Source organism: Geodermatophilus sp. SYSU D00708, assembly GCF_054050115.1.
This window is the reverse complement of record NZ_JBJGYS010000011.1, coordinates 104,359-119,920: the sequence shown is the minus strand read 5'-3', so window position 1 is coordinate 119,920 and position 15,562 is coordinate 104,359. Positions and strand designations below refer to the sequence as shown.

Below are 15,562 nucleotides of genomic sequence, written 5' to 3'. Positions count from 1 at the left end.
GTCACCCCTCCTCCCCGAGGATCTGCGGCACGCGGAAGCGGTCGTCCTCCGCGGCCGGCGCCTCGGCGAGGACGACGTCCCGCGGCAGGCACGGCGTCACGACGTCGGGCCGGGTGACGTTGGTCAGCGGCACCGCGTGGGTCATCGGCGGGACGTCCTCGACGTCGGCCTTGCCGACCTGGGCCACCGCGTCGAGCACCGCGCTCAGCTGACCGGCGAAGTGGTCGAGCTCCTCGTCGCTCAGCGCCAGACGGGACAGCCGCGCCAGGTGGGCGACGTCATCGCGCCCGAGGCCGGCGGTGTCCCGCGGAGCCGCGGGTTCCTTCGGGGAGGGGGTGCTCATGCTCTGGCGGAACTCCACTTCGGCGGCGTCTCGTCGGGCCGCTTGGGGACCGGGATCCAACCCCGCCACTGTACGTGGGGCCGCTGAGGGCCGGTCGGGTCCTTCCGTGCCGGAGGGGCCTCTCGACCACCGGCCGGTCGATGCGGGAAGCTGACCGGGCCCGCGATCGACGGAGATCGGCCCGCACCCCCGCCACGGAGGAACCGTGTCCTATCTCCTGCGGCTGGTCGTCCCCGACCGTCCCGGCATCCTCGGCGCCGTCGCCACCGCGCTCGGCACCGCCGGGATCGACATCGTCTCCGTCGACGTGCTCGAGCGCGGCGGCGGCGTGGCCGTCGACGACATCGTGGTCGACCTGCCGCCCGACCGGCTCCCCGACAGCCTGATCACCGCCGCCCAGGCCGTGGACGGCGTGCAGGTGGAGTCGCTGCGGCCGTTCGCCGGGCCGCTGGACACCCACCGCGAGCTGGAGCTGCTCGAGTCGCTGGCCCGGGCCGCGACCGATCCCCCACCCACCCTGGCGGTCAAGCTGCTCGCCGCCGAACTGCCCCGCGTCTTCCACAGCGGCTGGGCCGCGGTGCTGTACGCCGACGCCGCGGGGACGGCCTGCGAGGTGCTGGCCGCCTCCGACGCCGCGCCGACCTTCGACGGGATGGCCTTGCCGTGGCTGCCGCTGCCCGCCCCGCGGCTGCTGCCCAGCGAGGACGACTGGCTGCCCGAGCGGTGGCAGGAGATGGCCATCGAGATGATGGCCGTCCCGTTCGGCGGCCCGGCGACGGCGGTGGTGCTCGGACGGTCGGGCGGACCCGCCTACCGACGGTCGGAGTTGCTCCGCCTGGTGCACCTCACCGGGATCGCGGCCAGCGTGGCGCACCTGCCGCCGGCCTGAAGAAGGACCCTCCTGCCCCCCGCCACTCGCAGGCTCGCGGCGGGCCCCAGCAGGAGGGTCATCGGTGAGGACACCGCCGCTCGGCCGGCGGTCAGGCCCCCGCGGGCTCGCTGCCGTCGCCGATCGTGGCCACCGCACGAGCGGCGTCGGGCCCCTCGTCGAGCAGCACCTGGAAGCCGTCGTCGTCCAGGATCGGCGCCTTCACCTGCACCGCCTTGTCGTACTTGCTCCCCGCGTCGGCGCCCACGACGACGAAGCCGGTCTTCTTGCTCACCGAGCCGGTGACCTTGCCACCGCGCTCCTGGATCGCCGCGATCGCCTGGTCGCGGCTGTAGTCGCGCAGGGACCCGGTGACGACGACGGTGATCCCGGTCAGCGGCCCGGGCCCGGCCGCCTCGCCCTCGTCGGCCATCCGGACACCGGCCGCGCGCCACTTCTCGACCACCTCGCGGTGCCAGTCGACGGCGAACCAGTCGCGCACCGACTGCGCGATCGTCGGGCCGACCCCGTCGGCGGCGGCGAGCTTTTCCTCGGAGGCCTCGGCGATCCGGTCCAGCGAGCGGAAGTCTCGGGCCAGCGCCTGAGCGGCGGTCGGCCCGACGTGCCGGATCGACAGCGCCACCAGCACCCGCCACAGCGGGACGTCCTTGCGGGTCTGCAGGTTGGCCAGCAGCTTGCGCCCGTTGGCCGAGAGCGTGCCGTCCTTCTTCGTGAAGAACGCCGTCCTCTCCAGCTTCTCCTCGTCGAGGGTGAAGACGTCGCCCTCGTCCTGCAGCAGGTGGCTGTCCAGCAGCGCGATCGCCGCCTCGTAGCCGAGCACCTCGATGTCGAACGCACCCCGCCCGGCGACGTGGAACACCCGCTCCCGCAGCTGCGCCGGGCAGGAGCGGGCGTTGGGGCAGCGGATGTCGGCGTCGCCCTCCTTCTCGGGCCGCAGCTCGGTGCCGCACTCCGGGCAGTGCGTCGGCATGACGAACTCGCGCTCCTCGCCGGTGCGCGCAGCCACCACCGGCCCGAGGACCTCGGGGATCACGTCGCCGGCCTTGCGGATGACGACGGTGTCGCCGATCAGCACGCCCTTGCGCTTGACCTCGCTCGCGTTGTGCAGCGTGGCCAGCTGCACCGTCGACCCGGCGACCTTGACCGGCTCCATGAACGCGAACGGCGTCACCCGCCCGGTCCGCCCGACGTTGACCCGGATGTCGAGCAGCTTGGTGGTCGCCTCCTCCGGCGGGTACTTGAAGGCGATCGCCCACCGCGGCGCGCGGGACGTCGACCCGAGCCGGCGCTGCAGGGCGATCTGGTCGACCTTGACGACGACGCCGTCGATCTCGTGCTCCACCGAGTGCCGCTGCTCCCGGTAGCGCTCGATGTAGGCCCACACGCCCTCGAGGTCGTCGACCACCTCGTACCGGGAGCTCACCGGCAGCCCGAGCTCCCGCAGCCGCTCGTAGGCGGCCGACTGGTACTCGGGGGCCAGGCCGTGGCGGGCGCCCAGCCCGTGCACGACCATCCGCAGCGGGCGGCTCGCGGTGATGCGGGCGTCCTTCTGCCGCAGGGAACCCGCGGCGGCGTTGCGCGGGTTGGCGAACGGCGCCTTGCCCTGCTCCACGATCGCGGCGTTGAGGTCGGCGAAGGCAGCGACCGGGAAGTAGATCTCGCCCCGGACCTCGAGCAGCTCGGGCACGTCCTCCCCCGCCAGCTGCTGCGGGACGTCCTGCATCGTGCGGACGTTGGCGGTGACGTCCTCGCCGGTGACGCCGTCGCCCCGGGTGGCGGCGCGCACCAGCCGGCCCCGCTCGTAGAGCAGCGCCACCGCCAGGCCGTCCACCTTCAGCTCGCACAGGTAGCGGGCCGCCGTGCCCACCTCGCGATCGACGCGGGCGGCCCACGCCGACAGCTCGTCGCTGCTGAACGCGTTGTCCAGGCTCTGCATCCGCTCCAGGTGCTGGACCGGGGCGAAGGTCGCGGTGAACCCGCCGTTGACCTTCTGGCTCGGCGAGTCGGGGGTGACCAGGGCCGGGTGCTCGGCCTCGATGGCCTTGAGCTCGGCCATCCGCTCGTCGTACTGGCCGTCGCTGACCAGCGGCGCGTCCTGCACGTAGTAGGCGAACGCGTACCGGTCGAGCTCCTCGGAGAGGTCGCGGTGGCGGGTGCGCGCCTCGTCGGGGACCTCGGTGAGGTCCTCCCGCTCGGCGGCGACGGCCACCTCCGGGGCGTCGACCGACTCGTCCAGCTCGGCTTCCGTGGTCACGGCGAGACGGTATCCGGCAGCTCCGACAGCCGTCCCGTCGTTCCCCCGGGCGTGTGCGTCACTCCGGCAGCAGGTAGCGGGCCGCCTCGCGCACGTGGGTCATCGCCGTCCGGGCGTAGGAGGGCGTCGCGCCGGCCAGCCCGCACGCGGGCGTGAGCGTGACCACGGTGTGCAACTGCTCGGCCGGGAAGCCGAGCTCACGCCACCAGGCCTGCACCCGGGAGGCGGTCGCCTTCGGCGCCGGCAGGGTCGTGTCGGTGCCCGGGACGACGCCGGGCAGCAGGTGGGTGCCCGCGTCGACGGCGGTGCCGACGGCGTCGAGGTCCTGCACCAGGCCCAGGTCGAAGGACACCCCCGCGGCACCGGCGTCGCGGAACAGCTGCAGCGGCGCGCGGTTCGCGCAGCAGTGCACGACGACGGGCACCGGCAGCGCCGCGACGACGGCGGCCAGCTCCTGCTCGACCACCGGGGGCGCGACGGCGGGCAGCCTGCCGAAGCCGCTGACGGTGGGCAGCGCGCCCTGCAGCACGGCGGGCACCGAGGGCTCGTCCAGCTGCACCACGACGCGGGCCCGCGGCACCCGGGCGGCGACGGCGGCCACGTGGGCGGCCAGGCCCTCGGCGAGCGACTGCGCGAGGTCGCGGCGGGCGCCCGGGTCGACGACGGCGCGGTCACCCCGGGTCCGCTCCAGCGCGGCGGCGAGCGTCCACGGCCCGGCGGCCTGCACCTTGAACGGGCCGTCGTGGCCCTCGGCGACGTCGTGCAGGGCGTCGAGGTCGCGGGCGAGGAACTCCTGCGCCCTGCGCAGGTCGATCCCCGGACGCGGCACCAGCCGCCATCCCGCCGGGGTCAGCTCGACGGCGAGGTCGACCAGCAGCGCGGCGCTGCGCCCCACCAGGTCGGCACCGGCGCCGCGGCCGGGCAGCTCCGGCAGGTGCGGGAACTCCGGGAGCTCCCCGGTGACGACCCGCAGCGCCTCGGCGGGGTCGGGGAAGGGCAGGGAGCCGACGCCGGTGGCGGGGCCCCACGTGGTCGGGGTCGCTGTGTCGTCGGCGGTGGGGTCGCTGGGCGAGACGGGGTCGATCGGCGAGGCCACGACGTCGACGCTAGTCGCGCGGCGCCGGCAGGGGCCCGGCGCCCGGCAGGGTCCCGGCCCCGTCCCGGGCACCGCCCCGAGCGCGTGAGGGGTGGGCAGGACGGGGTCCTGCACCGAGCGGCGGGGCCGGGGGCCTCCGTCAGGCGGGGACGGCGCGCGCGGTGGCGACCACCGTGCCCTGGCCCAGCACCAGGTCGCCCCGGTCGGCGTCGGGCAGGTACAGCACCGCGGACTGCCCCGGCGCCACGCCGCGCTGCTCGGCGTCCAGCCGCAGCCGCAGGCCGCCGTCCTCCCCCGCGCTCGCCTCGCACGGCACCGGCGTGCCGTGGGCGCGCAGCTGCACCTCGGCGCGGAACGGCAGGTCCGGCGCCCGGCCGGTCCAGGTCGGGGCCGCCGTGCGCACCTCGGTGACCCCGGTGAGGTCGGCGGTGCCGATGGTGACCGTGCGGGTCACCGGCTCGATGCCGAGCACGTACCGCGGCCGGGAGTCCCCCACGGCCACGCCGAGCCCCCGCCGCTGCCCGACGGTGAAGCCGTGCGTGCCGGCGTGCTGCCCCACCGTGGCGCCGGTGGCCGCGTCGACGACCGGGCCGGCCTGCTCCCCCAGCCGCCGGGCGAGGAAGCCGCGCGTGTCGCCGTCCGGGATGAAGCAGATGTCGTGCGAGTCGGCCTTGGTCGCGACGGCGAAACCGCGTTCGGCGGCGATCTCCCGGACCCGCTGCTTGGTCATCGACCCGAGCGGGAAGACCGCGCCGGCCAGCTGCTCGGCCGTGAGGACGGCGAGCACGTAGGACTGGTCCTTGCCGGCGTCGACCGACCGCCGCAGCTCACCGCCGGCCAGCCGCGCGTGGTGCCCGGTGACGACGGCGTCGAAGCCCAGCGCCCGCGCCCGGTCGAGCACCGCGGCGAACTTGATCTTCTCGTTGCAGCGCAGGCACGGGTTGGGCGTGCGACCGGCGGCGTACTCGGCGACGAAGTCCTCGACGACGTCCTCGGCGAACCGCTCGGCGAGGTCCCAGACGTAGAACGGGATGCCGAGCTCGTCGGCGACCCGCCGGGCGTCGTGCGCGTCCTCGACGCTGCAGCAGCCACGGGCTCCGCTGCGCAGCATCTGCCGGTCCGGCGAGAGCGCCAGGTGCACCCCGGTGACGTCGTGCCCGGCGTCCACGGCCAGGGCCGCCGCGACCGCCGAGTCCACGCCGCCGCTCATAGCGGCGAGCAGGCGCACTAGCGGTCCCCTCGCCCCAGGCCGGCCCGGCGCGCCCGCTCCACCACCGGCCCGATCACCTCGAGCACCGCGTCGACGTCGGCGTCGGTCGACGTGTGCCCGAAGGAGAAGCGCAGCGAGCTGCGGGCCCGGTCGGTGTCGGCGCCCACGGCCAGCAGCACGTGGCTGGGCCGCGCGACGCCGGCGCTGCAGGCCGACCCGGTGGAGCACTCCACCCCGCGGGCGTCGAGCAACATGAGCAGCGCGTCGCCCTCCGCGCCCGGGAAGGACAGGTGGGCGTTGCCCGGCAGCCGGCCCGGCCCGCCCGCGACGGCGTCGTCCAGCGGGGCGCCGTTGAGCTGCACGTCGGGCACCTGCGCCATCACCCCGGCCACCAGCCGGTCGCGCAGCGCCGCCAGCCGCACGGCCCGCTCCGCGCGCGTTCCGACGGCGGTCGTCGTGGCCACCTGCAGCCCGACGATGGCGGCGACGTCGAGGGTCCCCGACCGCACGTCGCGCTCCTGCCCGCCCCCGTGCATCAGCGGGGTGCACTCGGCGTCGCGGCGCAGCAGCAGCACGCCGGCGCCCATCGGACCGCCCAGCTTGTGCCCGGTCATGGTCAGCGCGTCGACGCCGCTGGCCCCGAAGTCGACCGGCACCTGCCCGACGGCCTGCACGGCGTCGGTGTGCAGCGGCACGCCGACCGCGTGCGCGACCTCGGCGAGCGCGGCCAGGTCGCTCACCGTGCCGATCTCGTTGTTGGCCCACATGACGCTGGCCACCGCGACGTCCTCGCCGTCGCCGAGCGCCGCGGCCAGCGCCTCCGGGGACACCCGGCCGGTGGGCTCGACCGGCAGCCAGGTGACGTCGGCGCCGTCGTGCTTGGCCAGCCACTCGACGCTGTCGAGGACGGCGTGGTGCTCGGCCGGGCTGACCACGATCCGGCGGCGGCGGGAGTCGGCGTCGCGGCGGGCCCAGAACAGCCCCTTGACGGCGAGGTTGTCGCTCTCGGTGCCGCCGCCGGTGAAGAGCACCTCCGACGGCCGGGCGCCCAGGGCCTCGGCCAGCCGCTCCCGGGACTGCTCGGCGGCGCGCCGCGCGGCACGGCCGCTGGCGTGCAGCGAGGAGGCGTTGCCCACGCGGCCCAGCTGCTCGGTCATCGCAGCGAGCACCTCGGGCAGCACCGGCGTGGTCGCCGCGTGGTCGAGGTAGGTCATGACGCAGCAAGAGTAGTCGCGGGGGCGGCGGCGGCCTCCCCGGCCGGGGCGGCCGCCCGCGGGGCCACGACCGCGCCGACGACGGCCAGCCCGGTGAGGGCCGCCGCGGCCACGCCCACCGCGCCCGGCAGCGGCAGCAGCGCCGCGGTGGCCGCGGCGACGAGCACCCCGACCAGCCCGACGCACAGGGCCGACCCGGTGACGTCGGCGATCTGGAACGCCGCCGAGTCCGCGCCCCGGCGGTGCTCCGGCGACTGCGCGAGCAGCAGCACACCGACGCTGGGCATGCCCAGCCCCATGCCGAACCCGGCGACCGCCCAGGTCAGGTAGGCCGGCCACCCGCCGACCCCCGGGACGGCGACCAGCGCGCTGGCGCCGACGCCCACGGCCAGCAGCGCGAAGCCGGCGCGCAGCAGCCGGCCCCGGGACACCGCGGGGTGGCGGCCCTGCAGCTGCGACGCGGTCGCCCAGCCGACCGCACCGGCGGTCAGCGGCAGGCCGGCGGCGGTGGGGCTGAAGCCGTGCAGCTGGGTGAGGGCGAGCGGCAGCAGCACGTCCATCCCGAAGAACGCCCCGGCCAGCAGGCCGCGGGCGCCGACGACGGCCGGCAGCCCGGGCCGCGCGCGGACGACGCCGGCGGGCAGCAGCCGCCGCAGCCCGAGGGCGAGCGCGACCAGCCCGACGACGGCCAGCGCCACGGCGGCGAGGTCCAGCCGCTGGCCGGCGACCTGGAGCGCGCCGATCCCGACCCCGGCCAGCGCCGCCCAGGCCGTGCGGGCCCGCCCACCGGGGGTGCCCGACGCCCCCGGCGCGGCGACGTCCCCCGGCGCGGCCACGGCCCCCGGCGCGGCCACGTCCCCCGGCGCGGCCACGTCCCCCGGCGCGGCCACGTCCCCCGGCGAGGCGAGGTCCCGCAGCGCCGGCAGCACCAGCAGCAGGCTCACCGCGACCAGCGGCAGCAGGCCGAGGAACACCCACCGCCAACTGGCGTGCGTGGTGACCAGCCCGGCGACCAGCGGACCGACCAGCGCCGGGAGCACCCAGGCCGCCGAGATGGCGCCGAACAGCCGGGGCCGCAGTGCGGACTCGTAGGCCTGCCCCGCGACGACGTAGAGCGAGACCGCGATCAGCCCGCCGCCGAGACCCTGCACGGCGCGGGCGGCCACCAGCAGCGCCATGGTCCCGGCCAGGCCAGCGGCGAGCAGCCCGGCGCCGAACACGGCGACGCCGGCGACCAGCGCCGTCCGGGGGCCGCGCCGGTCGCCGAGCTCGCCGCCCACCACCATCCCGACGACCGAGGCCACCAGGTAGGCGGTGAACGGCCAGCCGTACCAGGCCAGCCCGTCGAGCTCGGCGACCACCGTCGGCATCGCCGTCCCGACGGCCATGGCCTCGAACGCGACGAGGGTGACCAGCAGGAGCAGCCCGGCCGTCGGCAACCGGTGCCGACGGTCGAACAGCCCGGCTCCGCTCTCCGCCACGTCCACCTCCCCGCCAACGGTCACCCGCGGCCACGGCTTCCCGGCCCCCGCACACACGTCGGGCGCCGACCCCGGGAGGGGTCGACGCCCGATCGCGGACTGCGGCCGCTCAGCCGCGGCGCGCGGTGATCAGCTCGGTGGCCTGCGGGACGACGGTGTTGAGGTCGCCGACCACGCCGAAGTCGGCCAGCTCGAAGATCGGGGCCTCGGGGTCCTTGTTGACCGCGACGATCGTCTTCGAGGTCTGCATGCCGGCCCGGTGCTGGATCGCGCCGGAGATGCCGACGGCGATGTAGAGCTGCGGCGAGACGGTCTTGCCGGTCTGCCCGACCTGGAAGGTGTGCGGGTAGAAGCCGGAGTCCACCGCCGCGCGGGAGGCGCCGACGGCCGCGCCGAGGGAGTCGGCGAGCGCCTCGATGATGGAGAAGTTCTCCGCCGAGGCCACGCCGCGGCCGCCGGAGACGACGATCGAGGCCTCGGTCAGCTCCGGCCGGGAGGACTTCTGCTCGACCACGCGGTCGACGACCCGGGTGGCCTTCGCGGCGTCGGAGAGCTGCACGGGCACCTGCTCCTCGGCCGCGGCGGCCGGGGCGGGCTCGGGGGTGACCGAGTTGCCGCGCACGGTGTAGATCGGCGTCCCGGTGGTGACGCGCGAGTGCACGATCGTCGCGCCGGCGAAGGCGACCTGGGTCGCGGTGCCGTCGGCGGCGATCTCGGTGACGTCGGTGAGGAAGCCGCTGCCGGTCTTGACCGCGACCCGGGCGGCGACCTCCTTGCCCTCCTGCGAGGAGGGGACGACCACCGCGGCCGGGGACGTCGAGGTCACCAGCTGCGCGAGCACCTCGGCCTTGGGCGCGACGAGGAACTCCTCGACCTCCGGCGACTCGGCGACGTAGACCTTCGCCGCGCCGTACTCGGCCAGCTGCGCCTTCGCGGCGGCCGCCGCGCCGGGCGCGCCGACGACGACCGCGGAGGGCTCACCCAGTGCGCGGGCGGCGGTCAGCGCCTCCAGCGTGGTCTTGCGGACGCCGTCGCCGGTGGGGTTGAGCTCGACGAGGACCAGGACCTCAGCCATGGGGATTGCCTCTCTCCTTCGAATCGGTCCGGGTCAGACGATCTTCTGGCCGGCGAGGAAGTCGACCAGCTGCTGCGCGCCGTCGCCCTCGTCGGTGACCTTCACCCCGGCGCCCTTCGGCGGCCGGCCGGCGAAGTCGAGCACCTGGCTCGTCGCGGTGGCCAGGCCGACCGTGCCGGGGTCGACCCCCAGGTCGGCCAGCGTCTTCTTCTCCACCGGCTTCTTCTTCGCGGCCATGATCCCCTTGAAGGAGGGGTAGCGCGGCTCGTTGATGGTGTCCCAGGTGGACACGATGGCCGGCAGCGGCGCCTCCAGCGCCCAGTAGCCGCCGTCGGTCTGCCGCTCGACCTTCGCGACCCCGCCCTCGACGGTGAGCTTGCGGGCGCCCGACAGCTGCGGGATGCCCAGCCGCTCGGACAGCAGCGCCGGCATCACCGACATCTGGCCGTCGGTCGACTCCGCGCCGCACAGCACGATGTCGTAGGAGAGCTGGGACAGCGCCGCGGCGAGCACCGACGAGGTCTGCACCGCGCACGAGCCGTGGATGGCCTCGTCGGAGACGTGCACGGCCTTGTCCGCGCCCATCGACAGCGCCTTGCGGATCGCGTCGGCGGCCGAGTCCGGCCCGACGGTCAGGACCGTGACCTCACCGCCGTGGGCCTCCTTGAGCTGCAGGGCCTCCTCGAGGGCGTACTCGTCGATCTCGTTGACGACGTTGTCCGCGCTCCCCCGGGCGACGGTGTTGTCCGCCGCGTCCAGGGTGCGCTCGCTCCCGGAGTCGGGGACCTGCTTGACCAGAACGACGATGTCCATCGTCAGACGTACCTCCGCGCTGGGGTCGGCGTCGCGGGTCGGCGCCCGCCTGCTCGATAGTGGAGGTTACCGCTGGGTAACGGGGCGGCCCGGCCGGGTCCGGGTGACCCCGGTCACGTCGGTCAGCGGGGCTCGCGCGCGGGCTCCGCGGGCACGACCAGGACCGGCCGCTCCGCGGGGGTGACGGTCACCGCGGCGCCGGGTAGCAGGTCGGCGCTGTCGGCGCTGGCGACGTCCACGGCCACCTCGACGTCGCCGGGCAGCGCGACCGCCAGCCGGGTGACCGCACCCGAGAAGGTCCGGGTGACCACCCGGCCGGCGCCGTCGGGGTCGGCGGTGACCGCGAGCGACTCGGGCCGCACGAGGGCGACCACCGGACCGGCCGGGGGCAGCGACCCGGCGACCGGACGACGGACGCCGAGCAGCGTCACCTCCCGCCCGGCCGGCTCCGCGGGCAGCCGGTTCATGGTGCCGACGAACTCGGCGACGAAGGCGGTCGCCGGGCGCTCGTAGAGCTCGTCGGGCGAGGCGACCTGCTCCAGCCGGCCCCGGCGCAGCACGCCGACCCGGTCGGCCACCGACAGCGCCTCGGCCTGGTCGTGGGTGACGAAGACGGTCGTGATGCCCAGCTCCAGCTGGATCCGGCGGATCTCCTCGCGCAGCTGCACGCGGACCTGGGCGTCCAGCGCCGACAGCGGCTCGTCGAGGAGCAGCACCTGGGGGGCGACGGCGAGCGCACGGGCCAGCGCGACCCGCTGCTGCTGCCCCCCGGAGAGCTGGTGCGGGTAGTGGCCGCTGCGGTCGGCCAGCCCGACCAGCTCGAGCAGCTCCGCGGCGCGCCGGCGCTGCTCGGCCCTCCCCCGCCGGCGGACGCGCAGCCCGAACGCCACGTTGTCGGCCACGGTCAGGTTGGGGAACAGGCTGTAGGCCTGGAACACCATCCCCATGTCCCGCTTGCTCGCCGGCACGTCGGTGACGTCCCGCCCGCCGAGCAGCACCCGCCCGGCGTCGGGCCGCTCGAACCCGGCGATGGCCCGCAGCGCCGTCGTCTTGCCGCACCCGGACGGCCCGAGCAGCGCCAGCAGCTCGCCCCCGGCGATGTCGAGGTCGAGCCCGTCGAGGGCCAGGACCGAGCCGTAGCGGCGGGTCACGCCCGCCAGACGCACGGCCACCCCCGGGCGCTCGCGCAGGTCGGCCGGGGCCGCGGCGACCCGGGCCGCCGGCAACGGAGTGGTGGTCATGCGGACTCCTTCCCCGTCCGCCGGCGGTCCAGCGCGGAGATCAGCAGCAGCAGCACCCAGGTGATCGCCAGCGACAGCACCGAGACGGCGACCGACAGCTGCGGCCGCGACCCGGAGATCTCCAGGATCCACGTGGGGAACGTCCGGAAGCCGAGGATCTGGGCGATGGTGAACTCCCCCAGCACCAGGGCCAGGGTCAGGAACGACGCGTTGAGCACCGAGGTCCGCAGCACCGGCAGCACCACCGAGACCAGGACCCGGGGCCAGGAGGCGCCGAGGCTGCGCGCGGCCTCGGTCAGGGTGCGCAGGTCGGTGCCGCGCAGGCCGGCGTCCAGCGCCCGGTAGACGAACGGCAGCGCCAGGACGACGTAGACGAGGACGAGGATCCACGGCAGCTCGGGGCGCTGCAGGGCGAAGAACGCCTCGGCCAGGGGGGTGCCGAAGAAGTGGTCCGGTGCCCAGGCCAGCACGCTGCGCACCCCGACGACCAGCGCGATCGGCGGCAGCACCAGCGGCAGCAGGGTGAGCAGCTCCACCGTCGTCCGCAGCCTCGGCAGCCGCAGCTCGACGAGGACGACCGTCGGCACCATCAGCAGCAGCGACAGCAGCACGGTGAGGACAGCGATGGCCAGCGAGCGCCCGAAGGTCTCGCCGAACCCCTCCGCCGTCGGGATGCTCGTGTAGTTCTCCGCCGTCAGGCCGCCCGCGCCGCGGTCGCGGAGCGTGAACCAGACCGACGCCGCGATCGGCACCAGGAAGTAGAGGGCGGCGAGCGCGAGCACGGCCCAGCGCCACGCCCCCGTCCCGCGCCGGCCGGCCCGGAGCGGCGCGTCGGGCGCGACCCCGCCGGCCCCGGCGACCCCGGCCGTCGTCAGCGACGTCACGACAGCCACCGCTGGGTGCGCCGCTGCACCCAGGCGTAGAAGGCCATGACCAGGCCGATGAGCACGACCATGCCCAGGGCCAGGGCCTTGCCGAGGTTCTCCGAGCCGACGACGACGTTGCTCGACAGCGCGTCGGCGATCTGCAGGGTGACCAGCGGGATGCTGCTGCCCACGAGCGCGCGGGCGGTGGCGTAGGCGGCGAACGCCGAGGCGAACAGCAGCATCGTCGCCCCGATGACCGGCGGGGCCAGCACCGGGCCGCCGACGTAGCGCCAGTACTGCCAGCCGCTCGCGCCGAGGTTGTCGGCCGCCTCCCGCCACTGCGGGCGCAGCGCCTCCAGCGCCGGGGTGATCGTCAGGACCATGAGCGGCACCAGGAAGTACAGGTAGACCAGCGCCAGCCCGGCCATCGAGTACAGCGAGAAGCCCGACCAGCCGAGCGTGTCGGTCAGCAGCGCGGTGACCACGCCGGCGTTGCCGACGGTGGCGATGAAGGCGAAGGCCAGCGGGATGCCGCCGAAGTTGGCCAGCACCCCCGAGGCGGTGAGCACCAGCCGGCGCAGCAGCCGGCCCCGACGGGCGCGCAGCACCGCGACGGCCAGCGCCAGGCCGAGGACGGCGCCCAGGACGGCGGTGACCCCCGACAGCTCCAGGCTGCCGACGTAGGCCCGCCGGTAGGCGCCCTCGGTGATCGCGCCGAGGTTCGCCGCCGACCAGCTCTCCTCGAAGGTGACCGGGTCGGTCACCCGGAACGCCTCCACCGCGAGGACGCCGATCGGCAGCACGAGGAAGACCGCGACGTAGAGGAAGAAGGGCACCGCGCCGAGCCAGGTCAGCAGCCGGGCCCGTCCGCCGCCCCGCACTCGCGCGCGGTCCGGGGCGGCGACCGCGGGGTCGCCGTCCCGGACCGGGGTGCTCGTCGTGGTGCTCAGCCGGAGATCTCCGCGTTCCACCGCTCGGCGACCACCTGCTGGGCGGCGGTCTCCTGCTCCTGGGTCGGGAAGTCCGCGGTGCCCTCGACCGGCGGCAGGGCCGCCAGCGCGTCGGCGTCAGCCGTGCCCGCCTCCTGCATGGCCGGCAGCCGCACCGGCCGGGCGCCGCCGTTCAGCCAGAGGTTCTGCCCCTGGTCGCTGTAGAGGAACTCCTGCCACAGCCGCGCGGCGGCCGGGTGCGGGGCGAACTTGCTGATCGCCTGGCTGTAGTAGCCGCCGAACAGGCCGTCGCTCGGGACGGCGACCTGCCACTCGGCGCCCTGGTCGGCGAGGTCGTCGGTCAGCGCGGCGTTGTTGTAGTCCCAGTCGATGGACAGCGGGGTCTCGCCGCTGAGGATCGTCGCCGGGGTGATCTCCACCGGGTTGAAGTTGCCGGCGTCCTTCACCTGCCGGAAGAAGTCGATGCCCGGACCGATGTCGTCGAGGCTGCCGCCGTTGGCCAGGGACGCCGCCCAGACCCCGGCGAAGGCCGCCGCCGCCTGGGTCGGGTTGCCGTTGAGCGCGACCTGGCCGGCGTACCGCGGGTCGAGCAGCTCGGCGAAGCTGGCCGGGCACTGGTCGATGACCGAGGCGTTGCAGCCGATGGAGACGTAGCCGCCGTAGTCGTTGTACCAGTGGCCCTCGGGGTCCTTCTGGTCCTCGGGGATCTCGTCCCAGGTCTGCACCTGGTAGGGCGCGAGCAGGTCCTGCGCCTGGGCCTGGCGGGCGAAGGCGGTGCCCAGGTCCAGGACGTCGGGGGCGCGGTCCTGCCCCCGCTGGCTGGTCACCGCGTTGAGCTCGTCCTGGCTCGAGCCGTCGGGCAGCGCGCTGTTGACGGTGATGCCGTACTCGTCCTCGAAGGCGGCGATCACCTCCCCGTAGTTGGCCCAGTCCGGCGGTAGCGCGATGACGTTGAGCTGGCCCTCGGCCTGGGCCGCCGCCACGAGGGCGTCGAGGTCCCCGAAGTCGGCCAGCGAGGTGGCGGCGGCCGCCTCGGTGCCGCCGCCCCCGCCGCCGGAGCCGTCGTCCCCGCCCCCGCATCCGGCCAGTGCGAGGACCGCGACGGCCGCGGCCGCCGCCGTCCGCACGGGCGAGGGTCTCCTCAGGGCGCTGCGCTGCACGTGTCTCCTCCAGGTCGGGACCGCGGCACCCCGGCGGGGCGCCGCGGACGGTCTGCCGGGATGGTTCCAGAACCAGGGTGTCCGCGCGGGGTGGCCGACGCCGACGGCGGGGAACCGTCCGGGGAACGCCCGGGGCCGGTCAGCGACCGCGGAACGTCGCCTTGCCCGGCCCGTTCTCCAGGAACGAGCGCATCCCGGTCTTCTGGTCCTCGGTGTCGAACAGCCCGGCGAACAGCTCGGTCTCCAGGGCCAGCCCCTGCTCCAGCGGCCGGTCCAGGCCCTCCTCGATGGCCCGCTTGGCCGCCGCGAGGGCCAGCGGCGGGCCGGCGGCGAACTTGCGCGCCATCGCCACCGCGGTGTCGTAGACCTCCTCGTCGGGGACGACGGCGTCGGCCAGCCCCAGCTCCAGGGCCTCCTCCGCGCCGACGTGCCGGCCGGTGAACACCAGGTCCTTGGCCTTGGCCGGCCCGACCAGGCGGGCCAGCCGCTGCGTCCCGCCCGCGCCGGGGATGACGCCGAGCAGGATCTCCGGCTGGCCGACCTTCGCACTGGCTCCCATCACGCGGAAGTCGGCACAGAGCGCCAGCTCGTACCCGCCGCCGAGGGCGTAGCCGGTGATGGCGGCGATGACGGGCTTGGGGATGTGCTGCACCGCGGTGAAGGAGTTGGTGAGCTCCCGGCCCCAGGCGGTCATGCCGGCCCCGTCCAGCCGCGCCATGGCCTTGATGTCGGCGCCGGCGGCGAAGACTCGCTCCCCGCCGTAGAGCACCACCGCCCGGACGTCGTCGCGCTCGCCCGCCTCCATGGCCGCGGCGCGCACCTCCCGGTGCAACTGCTCGTCGATCGCGTTCATCTTCGGTCGGTCGAGGCGGATGGTGCCCACCCCCTCGGTCACCTGCAGGGTCACGAACTCCGGCGCTGCCATGGCGGTCCTCCGGCGGGCTGGGACGACGTCGTCGCCGAACCCTAG

The 15,562-nt window shown here is 75.5% G+C and carries 14 protein-coding genes; 1 reads left to right on the top strand and 13 read right to left on the bottom strand.

Annotated elements, in window-relative coordinates; genetic code table 11:
- Position 1 precedes the first annotated feature (1 nt).
- Entirely contained in the window at positions 2-343 is a 342-nt protein-coding gene (gene gatC / locus ACI79D_RS11655; protein WP_456918570.1) for an Asp-tRNA(Asn)/Glu-tRNA(Gln) amidotransferase subunit GatC, read from the bottom strand.
- Positions 344-548: 205 nt separating this feature from the next.
- Between gatC and ACI79D_RS11650 the strand changes: the two genes are divergently transcribed.
- The gene (locus ACI79D_RS11650; RefSeq protein WP_456918569.1) at positions 549-1,232 is read left to right on the top strand and encodes an ACT domain-containing protein; all 684 of its coding nucleotides are present in this window, start codon (positions 549-551) and stop codon (positions 1,230-1,232) included.
- 91 nt (positions 1,233-1,323) lie between these two features.
- On the opposite strand, the gene ligA is transcribed toward ACI79D_RS11650, so the two are convergent.
- The 12 genes from ligA to ACI79D_RS11590 form a co-directional block, all read right to left on the bottom strand.
- On the bottom strand, positions 1,324-3,486 hold the full coding sequence (gene ligA / locus ACI79D_RS11645) for an NAD-dependent DNA ligase LigA (protein ID WP_456918568.1): 2,163 nt from the start codon (positions 3,484-3,486) through the stop codon (positions 1,324-1,326).
- A 58-nt stretch (positions 3,487-3,544) separates the two neighbouring features.
- Positions 3,545-4,582, bottom strand: coding sequence for a methionine synthase (locus ACI79D_RS11640; RefSeq protein WP_456918567.1), 1,038 nt, complete (start codon positions 4,580-4,582; stop codon positions 3,545-3,547).
- 139 nt (positions 4,583-4,721) lie between these two features.
- Complete coding sequence (gene mnmA / locus ACI79D_RS11635; RefSeq protein WP_456918566.1) at positions 4,722-5,810, bottom strand: tRNA 2-thiouridine(34) synthase MnmA; 1,089 nt, start codon at positions 5,808-5,810, stop codon at positions 4,722-4,724.
- Positions 5,810-7,006: a cysteine desulfurase family protein gene (locus tag ACI79D_RS11630; RefSeq protein ID WP_456918565.1), complete on the bottom strand. Its 1,197-nt coding sequence runs from the start codon at positions 7,004-7,006 to the stop codon at positions 5,810-5,812. Before ACI79D_RS11630 ends, mnmA begins: the two co-directional genes overlap by 1 nt.
- The gene (locus ACI79D_RS11625; protein ID WP_456918564.1) at positions 7,003-8,487 is read right to left on the bottom strand and encodes an MFS transporter; all 1,485 of its coding nucleotides are present in this window, start codon (positions 8,485-8,487) and stop codon (positions 7,003-7,005) included. The genes ACI79D_RS11630 and ACI79D_RS11625 overlap by 4 nt, the downstream gene beginning before the upstream one ends.
- Before the next feature lie 109 nt (positions 8,488-8,596).
- On the bottom strand, positions 8,597-9,562 hold the full coding sequence (locus ACI79D_RS11620; RefSeq protein WP_456918563.1) for an electron transfer flavoprotein subunit alpha/FixB family protein: 966 nt from the start codon (positions 9,560-9,562) through the stop codon (positions 8,597-8,599).
- A gap of 33 nt (positions 9,563-9,595) precedes the next feature.
- Positions 9,596-10,375 carry an electron transfer flavoprotein subunit beta/FixA family protein gene (locus tag ACI79D_RS11615; RefSeq protein WP_456918562.1) on the bottom strand — a complete coding sequence of 260 codons (780 nt, stop codon included), beginning with the start codon at positions 10,373-10,375 and terminating at the stop codon, positions 9,596-9,598.
- Between the two features lie 122 nt (positions 10,376-10,497).
- The gene (locus tag ACI79D_RS11610; protein WP_456918561.1) at positions 10,498-11,616 is read right to left on the bottom strand and encodes an ABC transporter ATP-binding protein; all 1,119 of its coding nucleotides are present in this window, start codon (positions 11,614-11,616) and stop codon (positions 10,498-10,500) included.
- Entirely contained in the window at positions 11,613-12,500 is an 888-nt protein-coding gene (locus ACI79D_RS11605) for an ABC transporter permease subunit (protein ID WP_456918560.1), read from the bottom strand. Before ACI79D_RS11605 ends, ACI79D_RS11610 begins: the two co-directional genes overlap by 4 nt.
- On the bottom strand, positions 12,497-13,453 hold the full coding sequence (locus tag ACI79D_RS11600; protein ID WP_456918559.1) for an ABC transporter permease: 957 nt from the start codon (positions 13,451-13,453) through the stop codon (positions 12,497-12,499). Before ACI79D_RS11600 ends, ACI79D_RS11605 begins: the two co-directional genes overlap by 4 nt.
- Complete coding sequence (locus ACI79D_RS11595; RefSeq protein WP_456918558.1) at positions 13,429-14,559, bottom strand: extracellular solute-binding protein; 1,131 nt, start codon at positions 14,557-14,559, stop codon at positions 13,429-13,431. The genes ACI79D_RS11600 and ACI79D_RS11595 overlap by 25 nt, the downstream gene beginning before the upstream one ends.
- A 172-nt stretch (positions 14,560-14,731) precedes the next feature.
- A complete protein-coding gene (locus tag ACI79D_RS11590; protein WP_456918557.1) occupies positions 14,732-15,517 on the bottom strand; it encodes an enoyl-CoA hydratase/isomerase family protein in 786 nt (261 codons plus the stop codon).
- Between the last annotated feature and the right edge of the window lie 45 nt (positions 15,518-15,562).

Coding starts and splice junctions, on each gene's coding strand:
- gatC (WP_456918570.1), bottom strand. CDS start 343: ATGAGCACCCCCTCCCCGAAGGAACCCGCGGCTCCGCGGGACACCGCC.
- ACI79D_RS11630 (WP_456918565.1), bottom strand. CDS start 7,006: ATGACCTACCTCGACCACGCGGCGACCACGCCGGTGCTGCCCGAGGTG.
- ACI79D_RS11620 (WP_456918563.1), bottom strand. CDS start 9,562: ATGGCTGAGGTCCTGGTCCTCGTCGAGCTCAACCCCACCGGCGACGGC.
- ACI79D_RS11615 (WP_456918562.1), bottom strand. CDS start 10,375: ATGGACATCGTCGTTCTGGTCAAGCAGGTCCCCGACTCCGGGAGCGAG.
- ACI79D_RS11610 (WP_456918561.1), bottom strand. CDS start 11,616: ATGACCACCACTCCGTTGCCGGCGGCCCGGGTCGCCGCGGCCCCGGCC.
- ACI79D_RS11590 (WP_456918557.1), bottom strand. CDS start 15,517: ATGGCAGCGCCGGAGTTCGTGACCCTGCAGGTGACCGAGGGGGTGGGC.